Origin of the sequence: Reyranella sp., assembly GCF_044224635.1 — a bacterium.
In the GTDB taxonomy this organism is placed as follows: domain Bacteria; phylum Pseudomonadota; class Alphaproteobacteria; order Reyranellales; family Reyranellaceae; genus Reyranella.
This window is the reverse complement of the sequence record NZ_JBGAKA010000057.1, coordinates 26479-47228: the sequence shown is the minus strand read 5'-3', so window position 1 is coordinate 47228 and position 20750 is coordinate 26479. Positions and strand designations below refer to the sequence as shown.

Sequence of the window (20750 nt, the reverse complement as noted above, 5' to 3'; positions counted from 1 at the left end):
TGGCCCAAGCGGTCCTTGAGGCGGCAATTCCGGGCGGCGGGCCGGTGCTCGAGCTCGGCGCCGGGACCGGGCCGGTGACGAAGGCGTTGATCGACGCAGGCTGTCCCCCGGAACAGATCATCGTGGTGGAACAGGACAGCGAGCTCTGCCAAACGCTGGAGCAGCGCTTGGCGGGTGTGCGCGTGCTCCAGGCGAACGCGCTTGCCCTCGGCGACATTCGGCAAAGGGCCCGCGTTCAATCCGTCAGCGTCGTCCTGAGCGGCCTGCCAATGCGAATCATCGCGCCTGAAGCAGCGGCAAGTTGCTACACGGCCGCGTTCGGCCTCATGCCCCCGGGCGGATCGATCATCCAGTACACCTACGGCTTCCGCCCACCTGTCGACGCCGAAGAGATGCCGGAACTCGACGCGCGGTTCGTGGGGCGCGAACTGCGCAACGTTCCTCCCATGGGAATCTGGAGCTATCGCCTGTCGCACGCCCGGGTCCATGGCCACGCGACGTCAGGCGAATGGGCAAGGTCCCGGGAACATGCCGACCGGCAGCGAGTGCGTCAGTAGCCCGGTCTAAAAGCCTCGCCACGCCGTTACCTGGCTGGCGCGGCCCCGTGGCCCGGCTTCACGCCACTGGCGTCCTTCTTGCGGGGCGTTGACTCGGGCCGTACCCCTGTGCACGAGTTCTTGCGCCTCGTCCTACGAAAGAGCCCGTCGATGGAAGACCTGATCATGGCTGCTCTCAGCAACAATGCAGCCGGCATCAGCCAGCTCCTTGCTGCTGGCGCAAACGTCAACCACGCCGACGGGAACGGGTGGACGGCGCTGGCCAGCGCCGCCGGCCGAGGCCATATCGAGGTGGTCGAGCGCTTGCTGGCAGCCGGCGCGGATGCGACCCTTCCCGACGTCAAGGGAATGACGCCCCTCATGCGGTCCGCGGAAGGCGGCCATGTCGCCGTTGCGGACCTGTTGTTGTCGGCAAAGGCCAGTGTCGAGCATTGCGACAACAAGGGAAAAACCGCGTTGATGCGGGCGGCGGAAAACCGCCGTGTCCAGATGGTCGATCATCTGATCAAGGCCGGTGCAAACCCCAATCACGCCGACAACCGGGGAAAGACGGCGTTGATGCGCGCTGCGCTCGGCGGCGCGGGGACCATCGTCGAACGACTCCTGACATCGGGCGCGAACGTGAATTTGACCGACGCGAATGGCTGGACCGCCCTGATCGGCGCCGCCGCGGGCGACGTCGCCATCGTAAAGCGATTGATCGATGCCGGCGCCACCATCAAGCACACCGCCAAGGACGGGACGACGGCGATTGGCCGGGCCAAGGCAACGGGCCATATCGCTGCCGCCGAGCTGCTCGAAGCCGAGGTGAGGCTTCGCGCCGAGCTCGGCTGACGGCACTTCCGTCAGTTCGCCGACTCCGGCGTGCATAGCGTCGTCAGATGATCTCCATGTAGCGGTCGAGCTCCCAGTCGGTGATGGCCTTGCGGAACTCCCGCTCCTCCCATTCTCGGGTCGCGGCGTAGTGATCGACGAAGGCGTCGCCGAACAGGTCGCGGGCCGCCTTCGAGGCTTTCACGCGGCCGGCCGCCTCCATCAGGGTGCGCGGCAGTTGCGACTTGGCCGGATGCTTCTTCTCGTAGGAGTTTCCCTTGATCGGCTCGCCGGGATCGATCTCATGCTCGATGCCCCACAGGCCCGAGCCGACCGCCGCCGCGAGCGCCAGATAGGGGTTGGCGTCGGCTGCGGCGATCCGGTACTCGACGCGCGTCGACTTGGCCGATCCCGGAATCACGCGCAGCGACGTCGTGCGGTTCTCGACGCCCCAACTCGCCACGGTAGGCGCCCAGAAACCGGGAATGAGCCGGCGGTAGGAATTGACGTTGGATGCCACCATGCCCAAAAGCTCGGGCATCAGCACCTGCTGGCCGCCGATGAAATGGCGCATTGCCTTGCTCATCCTGTGCGGCCCGTTGGCATCGAAGAAGGCTGACGCGCCGTCGCGCCACAGCGACATGTGCATGTGGCCGCCGCAGCCCGGCCAATCCTTCGACCATTTGGCCATGAAGGTGGCGAGCCAGTCGCGCTTCTGCGCCAGCACCTTGGTGTAGAGCTTGAACAGCGCCGCGCTGTCGGCGGCCGTCAGGCCATCGCGGACGCGCAGCGCCGCCTCGAGGACGCCGGCGCCGGTCTCGGTGTGCAGGCCCTCGATGCCCATGTCCATGGTCTCGCACATCGCGAGCAGGTCCTTGTACCAGTCGGACAGGACCGAGTTGCGCAGCACCGAGTAGCCGAAGAAGCCCGGCGAGATCGGCTTGAGGTTCTTGTAGCCCTTCTCGCGAATCGAGAAGGCGGTCTCGGCGAAGACGAAAAACTCGTACTCGAAGCCGACCTTGACCTCGAATCCCATCCGGGCGGCGCGGTCGAGCACGCGCCGCAGCACGCCGCGCGGGCAGAGTGCCTCGGCGCCATCGACGAACTCGCAGAGAAACAGCAGGTTGCCGGGCTCGGTTGCGATCTCGCGACAAGTCTCCGGCAGGATGCGCACGGTGGCGTCGGGATAGGCCGTGTGCCAGCCGGTGTAGGTGACGTTGTCATAGAGCTGGTCGTTGGAATCCCAGCCCAGCACGACGTCGCAGAAGCCCATGCCGCCGTCAATCGCGGCGTTGAACTTGTCGATGTGCAGATATTTGCCGCGCAGGATGCCGTCGACATCGTGCACGCCCACCTTGACGTGGGTCAGTCCGCGTTCTTCGACGATCTTGCGGGCGTCGGCCGCGGTCTTTACCTGGCGCGGTTCCATTCAGCTCCCCCGGATATCCAGCCTGCGAAGTTTGGCAGAGGGCGATCTACCTCGACAGGATGAAATCGACCGGCCAGGTGACGAACTTGGGAAAAACCGTCAGCACGGCCGTGAACAGGATCATGATCAGGAAGAACGGCACGACCTTCCACGCCACGTAGGTCTGGGAATCGCCGGTGATATTCTGGATGACGAACAGGTTGAAGGCGACCGGCGGGCTGATCTGCGCCATCTCGATGGTGAGGATCAGGAAGATGCCGAACCACAGCTTGTCGAACCCGGCAGCCAGCACGACCGGCAGCACGATCGGCAAGGTGAGCACGATCATGGAGAAGCCTTCCAGCACCGTGCCGAGCAGGATGTAGAAGACCATCAGGAACATGATCAGCACGAACGGCGAGAGCTGCCAGGACGTGATCGAGGCTGAGACGAACTGCGGCACCCGAAGGTTCGCCAGCACTGTACCGACGATGAAGGCGCCGACCACGATCATGCCGATCATGCAGGTCGTCTGGACCGATCCCAGCAGCGCATCGCGCAGGCCGCGCAGGCTCAGGCTCCTCTGGAAGGCCGCCACCAGCAGCGCCCCGATGACGCCCACCGCCGACGCTTCCGACGGGCTGGCAATGCCGGCATACATGGTGCCGAGCACGGTCAAGATGAGGAACGCGACGGGGCCGAGCTCGATCAGGCTGCGCAGGCGGTCGGTCCAGCTCCAGCGCGTCCGGTCATCGGCCGGCACCAGCTTGGGATCGATCACGGCGCGCGCGCCCATATAGGCCATGAAGCAGAAGGCCAAGGCAAAGCCCGGCAGGAAGCCGGCCGTGAACAGGCGCAGCAACGATTCTTCCGCCAGCACCGCGTAGATGATCATCGGGATCGACGGCGGGATGAGAAAGCCCAGCGTGCCCGCGCCGGCGAGGCTGCCGACCGCCAGGCCCTTGTCGTAGCCGCGATTGAGCAGCTCGGTCAGCGTGATGCGGCCGACCACCTGCGTCGTGGCGGCCGACGAGCCCGAGATGGCGGCGAACATCGAGCAGCCGATGACGGTCGTGTGGAACAGCCGGCCGGGCAGGAAGCTCATCCACGGCGCGATGCCGGAGAACAGCGATTGCGACAGCCGGGTGCGAAACAGCAGCTCGCCCATCAGGATGAACAGCGGCAGCGAGACGATGTCCGACGAGGTGAGCACGTTGAACGCCCAATTGGCGATCACCTTGTGGGTCGGCAGGCTGGTGAACATTTCGATCAGCACGATGCCGGTGCCGATCAGCGCCGGGCCGATCCAGATGCCGGCGCACAGCGTCGCCGTCATCAGCACGAGCAGCCAGATCAGGATGGAAGACATGGACTATTCGATATCCTGGCCGATGCGCAGGCGGGCATCGTCGCCCGGCTCGCCGCGCAGCAGGCGGCCGAGCCGAGCCGCCGTCTGAAGCGTGAGCAGGAGCGAACCCAGCGCCAGCGGGAACTGCGGGATCCAGCGCATGAGCTCGCTCTTCTCCGGCGAGCGCGATTCGCGCACGAAAGAGAGCCACGTCATCTCGGCCAAGGCCCAGGTGAAATAGATCCCGATGGCGATTCCGCAAACCGTCGAGAGCAGGTCGAAGAAGCGCGCAATCGGCTTCGGCACGTTCTCGAGCAGGACGTTGACCCGGATCTGTGCGCCAGCGCGCAGGGCGTAGCCCGCGCCGAGCATGAAGGCAGCGCCCATCAGATAGGCGCTGAACTCCCAGGCAAAATAGATGCTGACATTGAAGAGGTTGCGCGCCACGACCTCGGCGACGATCAGGCCGAGGATGGCTACGATGCAGAGCGCCGATCCCCAGGCGCCCCACATCGAGAGTTCGTCGATGACGTCGAGCACGCGTCCGGCCGCACCCGGCCGGGCGCGATCAGGCACGCCCGAGTTCCTTCTTGTAGGCGACGATGATCTCGCGCGCCGCCGGGCCGGCGCGCCCGATGAAGGCTTCCTCCAGCGACGCGGTACGCGTCCGCATCTCCTTCAGCATCGCCGGCGGCACCTCGATCATGGTCATGCCGCCCTCGATCATGCGCTTGGCGCTCGACTGGTCGGCCTCGACCGAGACGTTCCAGAAGCCGGGCTGCAGCTTGGCGACGAGGTCGAGGATGGCCTGCTGGTTGGCTGGCGAGATCTTCTTCCAGAAATCGAGGTTGATGGTGACGATCTGCGAGCTCCAGACATGGTTGGTCTTGTAGAAGACCTTGAGGAACTCCCAGAACTTGCCGTCGACGCCGGACACCGAGGACGTGCTGACGCCGACCACGGCGCCCGAGGCCAGCGCCGGCACCGTCTCGCCCCAAGGGATCTGCACCGCCGCCATGCCCAGCAGGTTGATCATGTCGCCGGCCTGGCGGTCAGGCACGCGGATCTTGAGGCCCTTCAAGCCGTCGAGCGTATCGGTCTTGACGTTGCAGTGGATATACTGCGTCGGCCACGGCACCGTGTAGAGGATCTTCTGGTTGAACCTGGTCGCGATCTTGTCGAACTCGGGCCGCGCATATTTCTGCAGGACCTTGAGCTCGTCAGCATTGCCGACCAGGAACGGCACGCCCTCGATGCCGAGCAGAGGCGCGTCGCCGACCTGCTGGATGTTCAGGATGTCGGCCATCGGCACCAGCCCGTCGCGCACGGCGTTCAGATGCTCGGGTCCCTTGTAGCCGAGCGATCCGCCGGCATGGACGGTGATCTGCACCGCGCCGTTGGTCACCTTGCCGACTTCCTCGGCGAATTGCTTGCAGTTCTTGGTGTGGAAGTTGCCGTCCGGCCAGACCGTCGACAGGTCCATCTTCAACGGCGCCTGCGCTTGCACGATCGCGGGCGCTGCGACAGCCAGCACACCTGCTCCCACGCCGGCCCTCAAGGTCTCTCTGCGTCCCAGTTTCATGACACCCTCTTCCCTGTTTTTGACAGCTTCCCCGATTCTTCAATCACTCCGCGGCCTGCCGCGATGCATACGCGTAGACCTCCTTGGCGGTCTCCTTTGAGATCAACCCATCGGCGAGGTCGACCGCGACCTGCGCACGATCGCGCTCGGCGGGCTTGCCGATGCCGGCGCCGCCTGGCGTCATGACCACCAGCCGGTCGCCCGGCGGGATGAGCTGAAAGCCCTTGCCCTTGAGGGTCTGTCCCGACTTCAGCGCCACCAAACCCGCCTGACCGTCCAGGCCGCCATCACGGCCACGCGGCGGATGGTCGATGCGATCGAACGCCGCCAACAGGTCGAACGGCTCATCGATGCCGCTCTCGATTTCCATGATCTGGCCGAGCCCGCCGCGCGTGCGGCCGGCGCCGCCCGAATCAGGGCGGAACTCCTTGCGCCAGAAGATCAGCGGCGTCTGCGTCTCGGCAATCTCGACCGGCGTGCCGCGCACCCCGCTTGGATAGGCGGTCGCCGACAGGCCGTCCTTGTCGGCGCGAGCGCCGGTGCCGCCGTTGGAGGTGATCGCCATGCCGAAGCCGTAGTTCCCGCCCTCGCCGCCCTTCACGCGGCCGCGCACATTGATGTTCCACAGGCACGACGTGCCTTCTGCCGGCACGCGCTGCGGCACGACCTGGCGCAGGCAGCCGAACGTCACGTCAGGCAGCATCTGGCCGATGACATGGCGCGAGGCGACGGCGCTGGGCTTAGGTGCGTTGAGGATCGTGTCGGCCGGTGCCGACACGGTGAGCGGGCCGAGCGATCCGGCGTTGTTGGGAATGTGCGTCGCCACCACGCAGCCCAGGCCGAACACGGTGTAGGCCGTCGTGTACGCATGCGGAACGTTGATGCCGCGCCCCGAGACGGCCGAGGTGCCCGAGTAGTCGACATGGATGCCCGAGTCCGAGATCGTGAGCGACGCCGCGAGCGTCACAGGCTCGTCGTAGCCGTCGACCGTCATGACGTTGTGCCACGTCCCCTTGGGCAGCTTGGCGATCTCGGCGATCACCGCCTCGCGCGAGCGCGCGATGATGTGCTCACCCAGCGCGTCGAGCGTGTCGATGGCGAACTCGTCCATCATCTCGACCAGGCGGCGCGCGCCGACGTCGTTGCAGGCGGCCAGCGAGTACACGTCGCCCTCGGTGTCGACCGGCAGACGGGTGTTGGCACGGATCATCGACATCAAGGTCTCGTTGACCCGCCCCTGGTCGAACAGCTTCAACATCGGGATGTAGAGCCCTTCCATGAACACGTCGGTCGCATCGGGGCCGAAGCCGATGCCGCCGATATCCATGAGATGGCTGGTACAGGAGAACAACGCCACCAGCCGGCCGTTGCGGAAGCAAGGCGTGGTGATGACGAAATCGTTGAGATGGCCGGTGCCCATCCACGGGTCGTTGGTGATGTAGGCGTCGCCCGGCTTCATGGTCTCGACCGGAAAATGCCGCAGGAAATGCTTCACGGACTCGGCCATCGAATTGACGTGTCCGGGCGTGCCGGTGACCGCCTGCGCCAGCATGCGGCCCTCGAGATCGAACACGCCGGCGGAGAGGTCGCCGCATTCGCGCACGATCGGGCTGAAGGCGGTGCGCATCAGCGTTTGCGCCTGTTCCTCGACCACGGCAATCAGCCGGTTCCACATGATCTGCAAATCGATCAGGCTGGCGCTGTTGGACTGGCTCATCGGTTGGCTCCTCAGGCGTCCTTGCGATCCATGACGATACAGCCGGACGCATCGATATGCGCTGCAAAACTCGCCGAAACGTAGGTCGAGGTCTCGTCCTCGGCGACGATTGCCGGCCCCGGGAAGGCGCTGCCCGGCGGCAGGTGCTCGCGGCGATAGACCGGAACCTCGATCGAGCGGCCGCTGCGCCCGTCGAACACCGGACGACGGCCGACCGGTTGCGGCGTCCCCGCCGCAGGCCTGGCCGCCTGCACGGCCGGTAGCCGCGTCTCGGTCGAGACCTGCACCGACCAGCTCAGGATCTCGATCGCGGCATTGGGAATGTGGCGCTCGAACAGCACGGCGTAATCGCGCTCGTAGGCCTCGCGCAGCGCCACGGCGTCGAGCGCCCCGAATCGGCGCAGCGGCAGAGGCACCGTGATCTCGTGGCCTTGTCCGACATAACGCATGAAGGCCATGCGTCGCTCGAAGGTCGGCGTGCCGCGCGCCCCGGGCGCTACCAGGCTGGTCGCCTCGGCGCTCATCTCGTCGAGCAGATCGCTCGCGGCGGCGGCGTCGAAGGCGTCGAGGCGCATGTAGCGGCTGCGCACCAGCTCGTAGGACACCGGCGCAGCCAGGAACCCGACCGCCGAGCCGACGCCGGCATTGGGCGGCACGATCACCCGGCGGACGCCGATCTTCTCGGCCACCCGGGCGGCATGCAACGGGGCGCCGCCGCCGAAGGCTATGAGATTGTACTGGCTGACCGCAGCACCGCGTTCGACCGCATGGACGCGGGCCGCGCTCGCCATGTTTTCCGACACCATCTCGTAGACGGCGTAGGCTGCCATCTCCGTCGAGAGGTCGAGACCGGCCGCGACCTCGCGGTCGAGGGCGCCGCGCGCCGCGTCGAGATCGAGGGCAATGCTGCCGCCGGCGAAATGGTCGGGCTCGATGGTGCCCAGCACGACGTTGGCATCGGTCACCGCGGGGCGGATGCCGCCACGGCCATAGCAGGCGGGCCCCGGCTCGGCGCCGGCGCTCTCCGGCCCGACCGTCACCCGTTTCAGGGCGTCGAGCCGGGCGATCGAGCCGCCGCCGGCGCCGATCTCGACCATCTCGATCACCGGTATGCGCACGGGCAGGCCCGAGCCCTTCAGAAATCGCGCTGCGCGATCGACCTCGAACAGGCGCGCGGTGTGTGGCTTGTAATCGTCGATCAGGCAGATCTTCGCCGTGGTGCCGCCCATGTCGTAGCTCAGCGCCCGTGCCTCGCCGGCGCGGGCCGCGATCTGAACGGCAAAGATCGCGCCGCCGGCCGGTCCCGATTCGACCAGCCGCACCGGGTACCGGCGGGCCGTGTCGATGGCGGTAAGACCGCCGCCCGACGTCACCAGGTAGATGGTGCCGGTGAAGCCTTCAGCCGCCAAGGCGGCCTGCATCCGCGCCAAGTAGGAATCCATTAGCGGCTGGACATAGGCGTTGGCAACCGCGGTCGAGGTACGCTCGTACTCGCGGACCTCGGGGCAGACCTCGCTCGACAGGGTCACCCAAAGATCGGGCAGCTCGGCTTTCAGGATCTCGCGCACGCGCCGCTCATGCGAGGGATTGATGTAGGCGTGCATGAAGGCGACGGCGAGGCTCTCGATGCCCTCCGCCTCGAGCCGGCCGGCGATGCCCCTCACCCCCGCCTCGTCGAGCGCCAGACGCACCCCGCCGTGCACGTCGACCCGTTCAGCCACCGTGAAGCGCAACGCGCGCGGCACCAAAGGCCTGGGTTTCTCGATCGTGAGGTCGTACTGGTCGTAGCGGCTCTCGTTGGCGATATCGAGGATGTCGCGGAAGCCTTCGGTCGCCAGCAGGGCGGTGCGCGCGCCACGGCGCTCTATGATGGCATTGGTGGCGAGCGTGGTGCCGTGGACCAGGACGGCGACGTCGCCAAAGCCTCGCCCGGCGTCGGCCAGGATCAGCCGCACCCCCTCCAGGACCGCCTGCTCGGGTCGCTGAGGTGTCGTCAACACCTTGCGGGTCAGCCGCTTCTCGCCTTGCTCCAGAACGACATCCGTAAACGTGCCGCCGATGTCGACGGCGATCCGCAAATCGCTTGCCACCTTTGCTCCAGACCTGCCCGAAAACGGGCGCGAACCTAGACCCGAAGGCCCTGCGTTGCAATTCGCAGGCCAGCCTGCTTATGGTCGCCAGGTGACCGACGAGGCCCCGACTCTGCGCAAGCAGGTCTACACCGTGCTGCGCTATTCCGACCCCAGCCTGGCCGGCCGGCATTGGCGGGCCGTGCATCTCCTCGTGCTGGGCATCGGCCTGATGGCGGTCATCCTGCTTTCCATGGATGAGCTTTCGCCACCCTATCCGACAATTCTGCGCCAGGTAATCTGGGTGGTCACCGTGATATTCCTCCTGGAGTATCTCGTTCGCCTCTGGGCGGCGCCCGAGACGCCGCGCTTCGCGCACCATTCCAGCCTGCGGGCCCGCCTCAACTGGGCCCTCTCCGTCGAAGGCCTGATCGGCGTGCTGGCGATCGTGCCGGCGATCATGCTGGCCGGTGGCTACGTCATCACCGGGGCCGATACGGCATCGGTCTTCTGCATCCTGTGGATCATGAAGTTCGGCGTGCATGCGCCGGCTTTCAGCACGCTGGCCCGGGTCATTTCCAACGAACGGGCTCCGATCGCCTCGATCCTGATCCTGTTCGTGATCGTGCTCATGCTGGCAGCCACCGCCGCGCACATGCTGGAGCGCGTCAGCCAGCCCCAGCAGTTCGGCAGCCTGCCCAATGCCATGTGGTGGGCGGTGGTCACCTTGACCACGACCGGCTACGGCGACGTCGTTCCGGTGACCGCGGGCGGACGCATCATCGGCTCGCTGCTGATGATCGCCGGCATCACCGTGCTGGCGCTGATGACCGGCGTGCTCGCGACCGGCTTCGCCCAGGAAGAGCGCCGTCGCGAGTATTTGCGCGTCTGGGATCAGGTGGCGCGCGTGCCGATCTTCGCCGCACTAGGCATCGTCACCCTGTCGGAGATCGTCGGCAAGCTGCGCACCCGCTATTACCCGGCGCGCGTCACGATCGTGCGGCGCGGCGACCCCGGCGATTCGATGTTCTTCATCTCGAGCGGCGAGGTCGAGGTCCGACTGCCGACCGGCAGCTCGGTCAGGCTGACTGACGGCGCCTTCTTCGGCGAGATGGCCCTGCTCGAGCGTCAGCCGCGCTCGGCCTCAGTGGCGACGACCAAGCCCACCACCCTGCTGGTGCTCTACGCCAGCGACTTCTACGAGATCGCCTCGCATATCCCCGCCCTCGCCGAGGCGGTCGAGATCGAGGCCCGGCGGCGGCGCGAGGAAAACCTCGGACGGCAGGCGGCCGAAACCAAGCGATGACGGTCATCATTCTTGGCCGGGAGCGCGCCACTCTGAACGTGCAAAGGGACCTTGTCCTGAGAAGCGGCCTGCAGGGCCGCGTCTCGATTCGGGCGGAGCCACCTTCGCCCTTTGGTCGGGAGCGCGACACGGGCTGCAACACCGCTTTTCCAGCGATTTCGTGTGTAGCCCACCCTCCGAGCCGTCCGCTGCGCGGCGTCCTCAGGATGAGGTTTTTGTTGGGTCTCAGACCAAGATTGGCGCTTATGAGTAGCGCGCTCCCCGCGGTGACCAGCCAGGACCGGCAGCGCCCATTGGCCGACCGCTGCCCTTCGGCTATATCGCCGCCCGTTACCCGGCGACATCCTGCTCGAGAAAGCTGACGAATGCCCCTCATCACGCCCGTCATCCTGGTCGGAGGCTCCGGCAAACGGCTCTGGCCTCTGTCGCGCGAAAGCATGCCAAAGCAGTTCGTTCCGTTGCTCGGCAAGCAATCGACCTTCCACCAGACCCTGCTTCGGGTGGCCGACCGCAGCCTGTTCGCCAAACCAGTGATCGCGACCAACGATTCCTATCGCTTCATGGCCGAGCAGCAGGCCAGGGAAATCGGCATGGAGATCGACGTCGTGATCGAGCCGCAGCGGCGCGATTCGGGCCCAGCCATGGCGGCGGCGGCGGCCTATGCCCGCACGCTGGGTGCGGAAGCCGTGCTCGCCATGGCGTCCGACCACATGGTGATCGGCGTCGAGGAATTCCGCGCCGCCTGCCGCGAAAGCCTCCCTGCGGTGGCCGCGGGCGGCATCGTCACCTTCGGCATTCCGCCCACGGAGCCCAAGACCGACTATGGGTACATCCGCCCGGGCAGTGAGCATCTCGGCGGCGCCCGGAAGGTCACGGCGTTCGTCGAGAAACCCAACGCGCAGACGGCGCTGCGCTACATCCAGGAAGGGCTGATGTGGAACGCGAGCTACTTCCTGTTCGCGCCCGATACGCTCCTCTCGGAGATGGCCCGCTTCGAGCCGGCGATGGCCGCTGCCGCCGAGGAGGCCGTCGCCAAGGCACGCAAGGTGGGCTCGACGGTGTTCCTCGACGCCGACGCCTTCAACAAGGCGCCAGCCAAGTCGATCGACTACGCCGTCATGGAACGCACCGACAAGTGCTGGGTTGTGCCGGCCAGGTTCCGCTGGTCCGACCTCGGCACGTGGGATGCGCTGCTCGACATCGGCGAATCGGACAGCGCCGGCAACGTCGTCGAAGGCCCGGTCGAGATCGACCATGTGCGCAACTCGTACATCCGCTCCGACGGTCCGCTCACCGCCGTGATCGGCGTCGAGGAGGTCGTGGTGGTGGCGATGAACGACGCGGTGCTGGTCGGCCATCGCGCCAACCTTCCGCGGCTGAAGGATGTCGTGCAACGCATGTCGGACGGCAACCACAAGGCCGCCACCGAGCATGCCATGATGCACCGTCCGTGGGGCAGCTACCAGGACATCGACCGCGGCGAGCGCTTCCGCGCCAAGCGCATGACGGTCAATCCCAAGGGAAAGCTCAGCTTGCAGAGCCACAAGCACCGCGCCGAGCATTGGGTGGTGGTCAAGGGGGTGGCCGAGGTCGCGCTCGACGGCAAGATCATGACGCTGCACGAGAACGAATCGGTATTCATCCCCAAGGGCGGCGTGCACCGGCTCAGCAATCCGGGCACCGAGCCGCTCGAGGTGGTCGAGGTCCAGACCGGCGACTACCTCGAGGAGGACGACATCACCCGCTACGAGGACATCTACGCACGGGCGTAGGCGTGCGATGCGATTCGGCGCCCACCACGAATGGGGAAAATTGCGCGAGGTCGTCGTCGGCATCGCGCCGGCCGAGGACCTCGTCCTGTACTATGAAGAATCGGCGCGCTGGATGCCGGCCGAGGTCGCCGAACTGTCGCGGCGCCATGCCGGCCGCCGCCTGATCGACATCGATGCCGACTGGGCCAGGCGCTGCGAGCAACAAGTCGAAGACCTGGCGGAGCTTCTGGCACGCGAAGGCCTTGCCGTGCACAGGCCGCAGCGCCTGTCTGGAGCAGAGCGTACGTTCCTTGCGCCCAACGGCGAGGGCGATCAGCTCTTCCCTCGCGATCCCATGATTGTCGTCGGTGACCACGTCGTCGACGCCTCGCTGCGCCTGATCTGCCGCCAGCGCGAACGTTACGGGCTGCGGCCGATCGTTCGGCGCGCGGTGCAGGAAACGGGCGCCCGATGGTCGAGCGTGCCGCTGGGCTCGCCGGGCTGCGTCGACGGGCCGTTCCTCGAGGGCGGCGATGTCCTGCTCAATGGCCGCCAGATCTACGTCGGCATGTCAGGCTGCGCTTCCGACCTGGCCGGTGCCGACTGGTTGAAGGCCCTGCTCGGCGAGGGCTACCGCATCATCCCGGTTGCCATGAAATCAAACGTCCTCCACCTCGATTGCTGCCTGGCGCTGGTCAAGCCTGGCCTGTTGATCCACTGCCCGGAGAAGCTCATAGACGGGTTGCCGATGGCGTTGCGCGACTGGGACAAGATCGTCGTGTCGGTCGACGAGGCGAACCGGCTCGCCACCAACGGCTTGGTGCTCGAGGAAGGCCGCATGATCGTCGATGCCGGCAACGGCCGCGTGATCGACGAGCTGCGACGACGCAAGGTCGAGATCATTCCCCTGCCCTTCGACGGGCCGATCAGGATGGGTGGCGGGCTGCGCTGCGCCCATCACCCGCTGCTGCGCGAGAGCAGGCCGGATTAGGCTACGCCCCCCGCTTGGGCGTGCGGTCGAACACGATCGGCTTCGGCCGGTTCAGCGCCTTCACGAGATGGACGCCGAGCGAACGGGTGAGCATCGCAAACTGGCCACCGACGTAGCGCAGCAGCACCATCGCGAAGCGGCCGGGCGACATCTCGCCGCCGCGGATGAAATTGTGCCCGGCGCGCAAGAACGTCGTCGCACAGAACAGAACCCAGGCGAGCGTCACGAGGAAGAGCATCAGCAGGGACGGGATCAGCGATGGCGCAAGCAGCGCCGCCAGCAGCCCCGACACGACGCCGATCAGCAGCACCGGCTGGTTCAACGACATGCAGAGATGCAGCAGCGCCGCGCCTTTGGCCGCCGGGGTGATGTCGCGGCTGCGCAGGATCTCGGGGACCATGCGCAGCGAGACGTGACGAAACCCGTCCTGCCAGCGCTGCTGCTGGCGAAGCCAGGTCTTGCGGTCCGCCGGCAGCTCGCCGGGAACCGGCACGCTCGTCAGGAACAGGGCGCGCCATCCTTTGACCCAGCCGCGATAGGTGAGATCGAGGTCCTCGGTGACGGTGTCGCCTTTCCAGCCGCCGCCCACCTCGATGGCGGCTCGCTGCCAGATGCCGCAGGTGCCGTTGAAGGGCAGCGGATGGCCGGCCCAGCAGCGCGTCGCCTGCTCGATGCCGAGATGGGCGTCGAGCGTCACCATCTGCATCTCGGTGAGGGAATTCTCGTGCGGATTGAGGAAGTCGAAACGGGCCTGGACGAAGGCCGTGCGCGGCTCGGCGAAGAATGGCCGCATGCAGACGCGCAGGAAGTCGCGCGAGGGCACGTAGTCGACGTCGAAGATGGCGAAGTAGTCGTACGGCGTTTGCTGCATCGCCTCGTGCAGCGCGCCGCCCTTGTAGCCGCTGCGATCGATGCGCTGCAGGGCGACGGCGTCGACACCGTCGGCACGCAACTCGGCCACGACGGCGCGGGCGAGTTCGGCAGTCTCGTCGGTGCTGTCGTCGAGCACCTGGATGTGCAGCTTGTCGCGCGGCCAGTCGAGCCGGGCGGCCGCTTCGATTCCCCGGCGCAGAACGCCACCTTCGTTGAACGACGGGATCTGCACCACGACGTGCGGCAACCCGGCGTCGGCCGGCAACGGCGTGGCGAGCAACGCACGCTCGCGGGCGAGTCCGCGCGCCTTCAGGCGGTGATGCAGCACGACCATGTAGAGCAGGCTGCCGATGAAGGCGGCGAGCAGCATGCAGCAGACGGCGAAGACCGCGGCCAGGACGAGTGCGAGCGTGGCGAGCATGGCCATCGGAGGATCAGATCCCTGTCTTGGGTGTGCGCTTGAACTCGGTCTTGCGACCGAAGCCCGCCGCGACAATGGCGCCAGCGTTGGCCGCGGCGAGATAGACGATCAGGGCCGGCACGCTGGCGGCAGTGACGAGATATTGCACGAGATCGCCCCGCCTCAGTCGCCGGTAGGCGCCCCAGGTCATGCCGAACAGGACCGCGAGCAGGGTCACGAACCACAGCCACATCAGGAAGCGGAAGAAGCCGACGAGATGGCCGTGGCCGATGATCGACAGGACCAGGGCGACGACGCCAACGACCAGGACCGGGAAGATGAGCTGCTGGGCAAGCGCGATCGTCGTCGTGAACTTGGCCTCTCCGGACCACTCGGAATTCCAGATCGGGCCGAGCAGCTTTCGCGCAACCTGGACGAAGCCCTTCGACCAGCGGCTCTGTTGGTGGGAATAGCTGTCGAGCCGCTCCGGCAGCTCGCCGACGACGTGCGGCTCCATCAGGAACACGCCGTGCCAACCGGCGAGAGAGGTGCGCAGGACGAGATCGAGATCCTCCGACAGGGTGTCGTGCGACCAGCCGCCTGCCTCCTCGACCGCGGCGCGCCGCCAGATGCCGCCGGTGCCGTTGAACTGGAACGGCACGCCGCGCCGCGCCCGCACGTCCTGCTCGACGGCAAAATGGGCATCCTGCATCAGCCGCTGGGCGCGGGTCAGCCAGGTGCGCGCACCGTTGCCCCATTCGATGCGCGTCTGCACGAAGGCCGCCTTCGGTTCGGCGAGCAGCGCCGCCATGGCGCCGCGCAGCCAGCCGGGCGGAGGCACGAAGTCGGCGTCGAACACCGCTACGTAAGGCGCCTCCGAACGGGCGAGACCGGCCGCCAGGGCACCCGCCTTGAAGCCGCGGCGATCGCTCCGCCGGATATGCTCGACGGCGACCCCCTCGCGCTCCAGCCGGCGCACGACGTGGCCGGCGATGTCGGAGGTGATGTCGGTGCTGTCGTCGAGCAGCTGGATCGACAGCCGCTCGCGCGGCCAGTCGAGCGCGGCGGCGGCGACCAGCGCCCGCTCGACCACAGTCGGCTCGTTGAAGACCGGAATCTGGACCAGCACGTGCGGCAGATCGGCCGGCAGGTCCCGGCCGGGCGGCTCGACCGCCGGCTGCTCGAACAGCCAGTAGACCAAATAGAGGAAGTAGCCTGCGATGGCGAACTGGGCCAGGAAGGCCAGCAACACCACGAGATCAATCACCGTCAGCAGCACGGCTGCCCGCCGGTCAGTGGTAGTGGATCGGCACTTCGAAGCAGCGGCCGTCCTCGATGTGGAGGCGGCGCGACGCCACGTCGAAGATGCGCTCGTCGTGCGTCGACAGCACGACCGCGCACTTGGCGCGCATGGCGAGATCCTTCAGCTGATCGACGACCAGGCGCCCGGCGACGCGGTCGAGCGCCGAGGTCGGCTCATCGGCGATGATCAGGTCGGGCAAGCCGATCATGACGCGGGCGATCGCGACGCGCTGCTGCTGTCCGCCCGACAGCTCGTCGGGCCAGGAATCGATCTTGTCGGCGAGGCCGAGCAGGCCCAGCAGATGGCGCGCGCGCGGCTCGTCCCAGTCCGGGTCCGACAGGGGCGTGGTCGACACGCCAGCCATGACGTTCTGCAATGCGGTCAGCGACGACAGGAGGTTACGCTTCTGGAACAGAAAGCGAATGCGATTGCGCAACACGTCGAGCGCGCGGCCCTGCATGTTGACGATGTCGGCGCCGAGCAGGCGCAGCTTGCCTTCGGAAGGCCGGCGCATTGTACCGAGGATGGTGAGCAGCGTCGTCTTGCCCGAGCCGGACGGCCCGGTGACGATCAGCAGCTCGCCCTCGCGGACCTGCATGTTGATGTCGAACAGCACGTCGGTCCGCTGCGGCCCTTCGCCGTAGTGGTGGTGGACGTCGACGGTCTCGACGACGGGAGGGCCGAAATTCTCGCTGCCGGCCGACATGGTCACTCGAACAACATGATGGGATCGACCTTCCACAGGCGGCGGATCGCGAACAGGCTCGACACCACGGTCATGATCACGCAGGCGGTCAGGGCGACCACCATCTCGCGCAGGCCCATCGTCATGCCGAGATGCATGGCGGCCTCGGTGGCGCCATAGACCATGCGCCCGAGCGTGAACGACAGCAGGAAGGACGGCGTGATGATGGCTGCGCCGATCTGGCCGATCATGAACAGGAAGAACCACCAGCCGTAGCCCAGGCTCTTCAGGATGGCGTATTCTGGCAGGTAGAAACGAATGATCTGGTATTGAGCGTAGTAGATGAACACCATGCCGATCATGACGCCCATGAGGAAGCCGAGATCGGTGATGTAGCCGACCGGCGTCTCGCGCGACCAGTAATTGCGCTCGCGCTTCTCGAACTCCAGCAGGGTGATCGCCTCGCCGCGGCCGGCCAGCGACCGGTTGAGCTGGGCTTGGGTCGCCGCCAGGTCGAAGCCCGGCGCCAGCTTGATGGCGATGAAAGCCGGTCGGTCCGACCACCAAGCGCCGAACACCTCCGCCATGGTCTGCTCGGACATCATGACGGCGCCGTCGTTCAGCACGTTCGGCCCGACGGCGAAGTTTCCGACGACGAAAAGTTGGCGCAGCAGGCCGCGATTGTCGGGCGGCCCCAGCACCGGCACTTCCTTGCCGGCCTCCGCCTCCTCGGCAAGATTGCCGAAATAGGGCCGCGAATCGCGGTCGTAGAGGATGCGGCGGGTCTCGCGCAGCTTGTAACGATTGTCCCGCAGGCCCGGCACGTCGACCGCCGGACGCTCGGGATCGATGGCGTACCACGCGATTCGACGGGATGTCGACATCCCGGCATGCTGGATCGACATGACGCCGAACCAAAACGGCGCGGTGTTGACCACCGCCGGGTTCGTCTCGACGATATCGGTGACGGCGACCGGAACCTCGGTATGGAGCTGCAGGGACTTGAAGCCGTACGGCACGACGACGAGATCGCCGTTGACCATGCGATGGAGCCGGATCGACGATTCGTAGACCGCCCGCTCGATGCCGAGCTGGGCGAAGATGACCAGCAGGCTCGCCGTGACGCCGGCCAGCGACAGGAGCGTGCTGGTGCGCTGGCGCTTGAGCTGCTGGGCGCCGAGCGGCATCGACCGCGCCGTGCGTGCCGACTCGCGCAACCGGTCGAGCGAGAATTGCGGCCGCCAGCGCAGCAGGCGCGACAACCGCCCGCGCAGCGCCGGTACGTCAGGCAGGACGAGAGCCATCAGAGAAAGGTGACGCGGGTCTCGCGCCCCAGCACCTGCGGCATGCTGGACGGGTCGTCGATCTCGATCTCGACCTGCACGACGCGGGCATCGGTCGACGTGCCACCGTCAGGCTCGACGCGCTGCATGCGCTTCACCGTGGGCGCGACACGCGCAATCGTGCCCTTGTAGATCGTCGAGCTGCCACGGAACGTGACGTCGACCTTGCCGCCCGGCGCGACTCTGCCGATCTGGAGCTCGTCGACGTCGGCCAGGACGCGCAACTGCCGCATGTCGACCACCTTGGCGATGCCGGCGCCGCCGATCCGCTCACCCTGGCGGGCGAAAATCTGGACGATGATGCCGTCCAACGGGGAGCGCACCAAGGACTCCTCGCGCTGGGTCTTCGCCGTATCGAGGCTCGCCTGGGCATTGGCGATGTCGAGCTCGATCATCTTCAGGTCGGCAGCGAGCGACTGCTTCTGCAGGAACAGCGACGTCTTCTGCCGCTCGAGGCCCTGCTGCGCCAGGCTGAGCTCGAGTTCCTTTTGATCCGGCGGCTTGCTCGAGCGTTGCAACTCGAGGGCCTTCAGACGGTTGTCGTCGATCGTCGTCTTGATCGAGGCCTCCGCCATGGCGATCTGGGTGACGCGCGCGCCGCTCGTCATGGTCTCGCGCATCTGCTTCATCTTCTCCAGGCCGGCCTCAGCCGTGCGGACGGCGACGTCGGCGCGCGGATAGTTCGATAGCACGGCGACGATTTCATCCTTCTTGACGGTCTGGCCGTCCTTGATGCGCAACTCGATCAGCGTCGAGCCGCCCGCCGGATCGCCGGCGATGACCGCCGTGCCGGCCGGGGCATCCGTATAGCCGCGGGCAATCAGTGCCGGCTGGCTGGGCTGCTGCCGCGGTGCGTCCTGCGCGCTGCTGGTCTGGCGGCTGGGCGCCATCCACATGGCCACTCCGGCCAGGACAACCACGAACAGCAGCGTAGTCGCCCCCCACCTGAATTTTTTCGCTCGGGCCATCGTCGAAGCCTACCAGAATTCCCTGCGCGGCGCTCGAAGGCCGCATTAGAAGGTTGTGGTGATCGGCAGAGTGCCGCGGCCAATGCCGATGATCGAGAACGTACGATAGATGGCCGTCAGGGCCTTGTCGTACTCGTACAGAGGCGCATTCGTCACATAGATCACGTCGCGCGGCTGCACCCCAAATTGCTGGGCCACAAAGATAGACACAGGTTGGAAGAGGTCCAGTCGAAAAACGCGCGCCCGAGCTGTGGGATTCGTCAGCAAATCCCCCATTCTGAACACATAAACGCCTGTTTTGTTTGCTCGCGCGTCGGCCAGCCCGCCGACATTGCCGAGCGCCTCGAGCAGGCTCAGATCGTGCTTGCTCAGCTCGACATTGCCCGATTTCTGGACCGCGCCCAGCACGGTGTAGACCCGCGTATTGACGCGCACGACGATCTCGTCGTTCTTCTGGACAGGGATGTCGCCGCCGGCCAGCAGGTCGGAGAACTGGATCGTCAGGATGACTTGCCCCTGACGGCGAACCACGACCTGTAGCGCATTCGCCGAGGACGTCGCACCCTGGATTCCGTTCGGCCCGCCCGCCTGGTTGATGGCATCGAGGACGCTTCGAACTCCTTCGAGCAGAGAGATGCGACCGGGCTTCTTGACGTCGCCTGCCACCATCACCGTCTGTCCGCGCACGGTGTCGAACTCGACGATGACTTCCGGGTCCTGCGCCTTGTTGCCGAGCTGCTGGACGATCCTGCGCTCGATTTGGGGCAGATCGAGACCAGCCACTTGGACCGAGCCGACGAACGGCACGCTGATGGTGCCGTCCTCTGCAACGCGCTGGACGCCGAGGTCGGAGGCCTGAGTAGAGACGGTCGGGAAGATATTTCCGGCGTAGCGCTCGAAGATGCGCACCTTGAGCGTATCGCCGGGCGCCACGGAGACGCGCAGGCCGGCCGAAAGGCTGCCGGTCGTCGAGGGCTTGTCGACGGCCTGCACCCGGTACCCCACCACCGTGGTCGGGGTCAGGTCGATGACGTCGAACGGCAGCGCCTCGGTGCTCGTGCCCTGGGCGCCCCCCATCCAAGGACCGTCGCCGGGCAAAGCCGTGCACGCACTGACGCCTAGAGCCAAGCCGAGAACAATGGCAATCGTTCGCGCCGTCGCGCGCAGCCAGCTCGAAGTCGTCAAATTCCGATCTCCGTCCGGAACGGACACCATATATCGGCCGGCGCCCGCGCCCATCCCATGACCTTGTATCAGCCGGCTGGTAATTAACCCGCGCCGCCGCACGCGTGCAAGCGCCGCACCTGCCCGTCAACCGGACGGCCGTGCAATCTCTGCTCGGCCTCGGCCACTGAATCGGCGACATCGAAGAGTTGGGCGAAGCCGCTCACCAACAGACAGTCGGCCGCAGCGCCCCTGAAACTGCAGAACACGATGCGGGCCTCCACCTCGACGGCACGATGCAGAGCGATCGCCAAGACCCGGACGCCGGCCGCACTCATGTAGGTCACGGGACTGCCATCCACGACGACGTGCGCGCCGGGCCGCAGGGCGGCGACGATCGACACCTCGACGGCGGCCGACGTCGCTGAATCCACGCGCTCGGGAAGGCGGACGGTTGTGATGTCAGCCATGC

The 20750-nt window shown here is 66.6% G+C and carries 18 protein-coding genes; 5 read left to right on the top strand and 13 right to left on the bottom strand.

The genetic code is table 11. The features are described from left to right. Positions 1–44: 44 nt before the first annotated feature. Both ACILR9_RS32715 and ACILR9_RS32710 read left to right on the top strand, forming a co-directional pair. Entirely contained in the window at positions 45–557 is a 513-nt protein-coding gene (locus ACILR9_RS32715) for a class I SAM-dependent methyltransferase (RefSeq protein WP_395714180.1), read from the top strand. A 150-nt stretch (positions 558–707) separates the two neighbouring features. Next, positions 708–1391: an ankyrin repeat domain-containing protein gene (locus tag ACILR9_RS32710; RefSeq protein WP_395714179.1), complete on the top strand. Its 684-nt coding sequence runs from the start codon at positions 708–710 to the stop codon at positions 1389–1391. Positions 1392–1434: 43 nt separating this feature from the next. Here ACILR9_RS32710 and ACILR9_RS32705 read toward each other — a convergent pair whose 3' ends face one another. Genes ACILR9_RS32705 through ACILR9_RS32680 form a run of 6 tightly spaced genes read right to left on the bottom strand, consistent with a single transcriptional unit; the run spans position 1435 to position 9515 of the window. Then, positions 1435–2799 (bottom strand): glutamine synthetase family protein, encoded by a 1365-nt coding sequence (locus tag ACILR9_RS32705; protein ID WP_395714178.1) that lies wholly within the window; start codon positions 2797–2799, stop codon positions 1435–1437. A 46-nt stretch (positions 2800–2845) separates the two neighbouring features. Then, complete coding sequence (locus ACILR9_RS32700) at positions 2846–4147, bottom strand: TRAP transporter large permease (RefSeq protein WP_395714177.1); 1302 nt, start codon at positions 4145–4147, stop codon at positions 2846–2848. A gap of 3 nt (positions 4148–4150) precedes the next feature. Continuing rightward, complete coding sequence (locus ACILR9_RS32695) at positions 4151–4702, bottom strand: TRAP transporter small permease subunit (RefSeq protein ID WP_395714176.1); 552 nt, start codon at positions 4700–4702, stop codon at positions 4151–4153. Next, positions 4695–5708 (bottom strand): TRAP transporter substrate-binding protein, encoded by a 1014-nt coding sequence (locus ACILR9_RS32690; protein WP_395714175.1) that lies wholly within the window; start codon positions 5706–5708, stop codon positions 4695–4697. The genes ACILR9_RS32695 and ACILR9_RS32690 overlap by 8 nt, the downstream gene beginning before the upstream one ends. A 43-nt stretch (positions 5709–5751) precedes the next feature. Beyond that, positions 5752–7425 carry a hydantoinase B/oxoprolinase family protein gene (locus ACILR9_RS32685; protein WP_395714174.1) on the bottom strand — a complete coding sequence of 558 codons (1674 nt, stop codon included), beginning with the start codon at positions 7423–7425 and terminating at the stop codon, positions 5752–5754. An 11-nt stretch (positions 7426–7436) separates the two neighbouring features. Further along, positions 7437–9515, bottom strand: a complete 2079-nt coding sequence (locus ACILR9_RS32680) for a hydantoinase/oxoprolinase family protein (protein WP_395714173.1) — start codon at positions 9513–9515, stop codon at positions 7437–7439. A 91-nt stretch (positions 9516–9606) separates the two neighbouring features. Here ACILR9_RS32680 and ACILR9_RS32675 point away from each other — a divergent pair, with 91 nt between their 5' ends. The 3 genes from ACILR9_RS32675 to ACILR9_RS32665 all read left to right on the top strand — a co-directional run bounded on the left by ACILR9_RS32675 (position 9607) and on the right by ACILR9_RS32665 (position 13542). Continuing rightward, positions 9607–10800 carry a cyclic nucleotide-gated ion channel gene (locus tag ACILR9_RS32675; RefSeq protein ID WP_395714172.1) on the top strand — a complete coding sequence of 398 codons (1194 nt, stop codon included), beginning with the start codon at positions 9607–9609 and terminating at the stop codon, positions 10798–10800. A gap of 365 nt (positions 10801–11165) precedes the next feature. Further along, positions 11166–12572, top strand: coding sequence for a mannose-1-phosphate guanylyltransferase/mannose-6-phosphate isomerase (locus ACILR9_RS32670; RefSeq protein ID WP_395714171.1), 1407 nt, complete (start codon positions 11166–11168; stop codon positions 12570–12572). Between the two features lie 7 nt (positions 12573–12579). Continuing rightward, positions 12580–13542, top strand: a complete 963-nt coding sequence (locus tag ACILR9_RS32665; RefSeq protein ID WP_395714170.1) for a hypothetical protein — start codon at positions 12580–12582, stop codon at positions 13540–13542. A 1-nt stretch (position 13543) separates the two neighbouring features. Here ACILR9_RS32665 and ACILR9_RS32660 read toward each other — a convergent pair whose 3' ends face one another. From ACILR9_RS32660 to ACILR9_RS32630, 7 genes are all read right to left on the bottom strand, one after another. After that, on the bottom strand, positions 13544–14842 hold the full coding sequence (locus ACILR9_RS32660) for a glycosyltransferase (protein WP_395714169.1): 1299 nt from the start codon (positions 14840–14842) through the stop codon (positions 13544–13546). Between the two features lie 7 nt (positions 14843–14849). Further along, a complete protein-coding gene (locus ACILR9_RS32655) occupies positions 14850–16094 on the bottom strand; it encodes a glycosyltransferase (protein WP_395714168.1) in 1245 nt (414 codons plus the stop codon). Between the two features lie 13 nt (positions 16095–16107). Beyond that, the gene (locus tag ACILR9_RS32650) at positions 16108–16824 is read right to left on the bottom strand and encodes an ABC transporter ATP-binding protein (protein WP_395714167.1); all 717 of its coding nucleotides are present in this window, start codon (positions 16822–16824) and stop codon (positions 16108–16110) included. 2 nt (positions 16825–16826) lie between these two features. After that, positions 16827–18107 (bottom strand): hypothetical protein, encoded by a 1281-nt coding sequence (locus tag ACILR9_RS32645; protein ID WP_395714166.1) that lies wholly within the window; start codon positions 18105–18107, stop codon positions 16827–16829. Next, on the bottom strand, positions 18107–19114 hold the full coding sequence (locus tag ACILR9_RS32640) for an HlyD family secretion protein (RefSeq protein ID WP_395714165.1): 1008 nt from the start codon (positions 19112–19114) through the stop codon (positions 18107–18109). Before ACILR9_RS32640 ends, ACILR9_RS32645 begins: the two co-directional genes overlap by 1 nt. Positions 19115–19159: 45 nt before the next feature. Then, on the bottom strand, positions 19160–20299 hold the full coding sequence (locus ACILR9_RS32635; RefSeq protein ID WP_395714164.1) for a polysaccharide biosynthesis/export family protein: 1140 nt from the start codon (positions 20297–20299) through the stop codon (positions 19160–19162). An 83-nt stretch (positions 20300–20382) separates the two neighbouring features. Then, positions 20383–20748 carry an STAS domain-containing protein gene (locus ACILR9_RS32630; protein WP_395714163.1) on the bottom strand — a complete coding sequence of 122 codons (366 nt, stop codon included), beginning with the start codon at positions 20746–20748 and terminating at the stop codon, positions 20383–20385. Between the last annotated feature and the right edge of the window lie 2 nt (positions 20749–20750).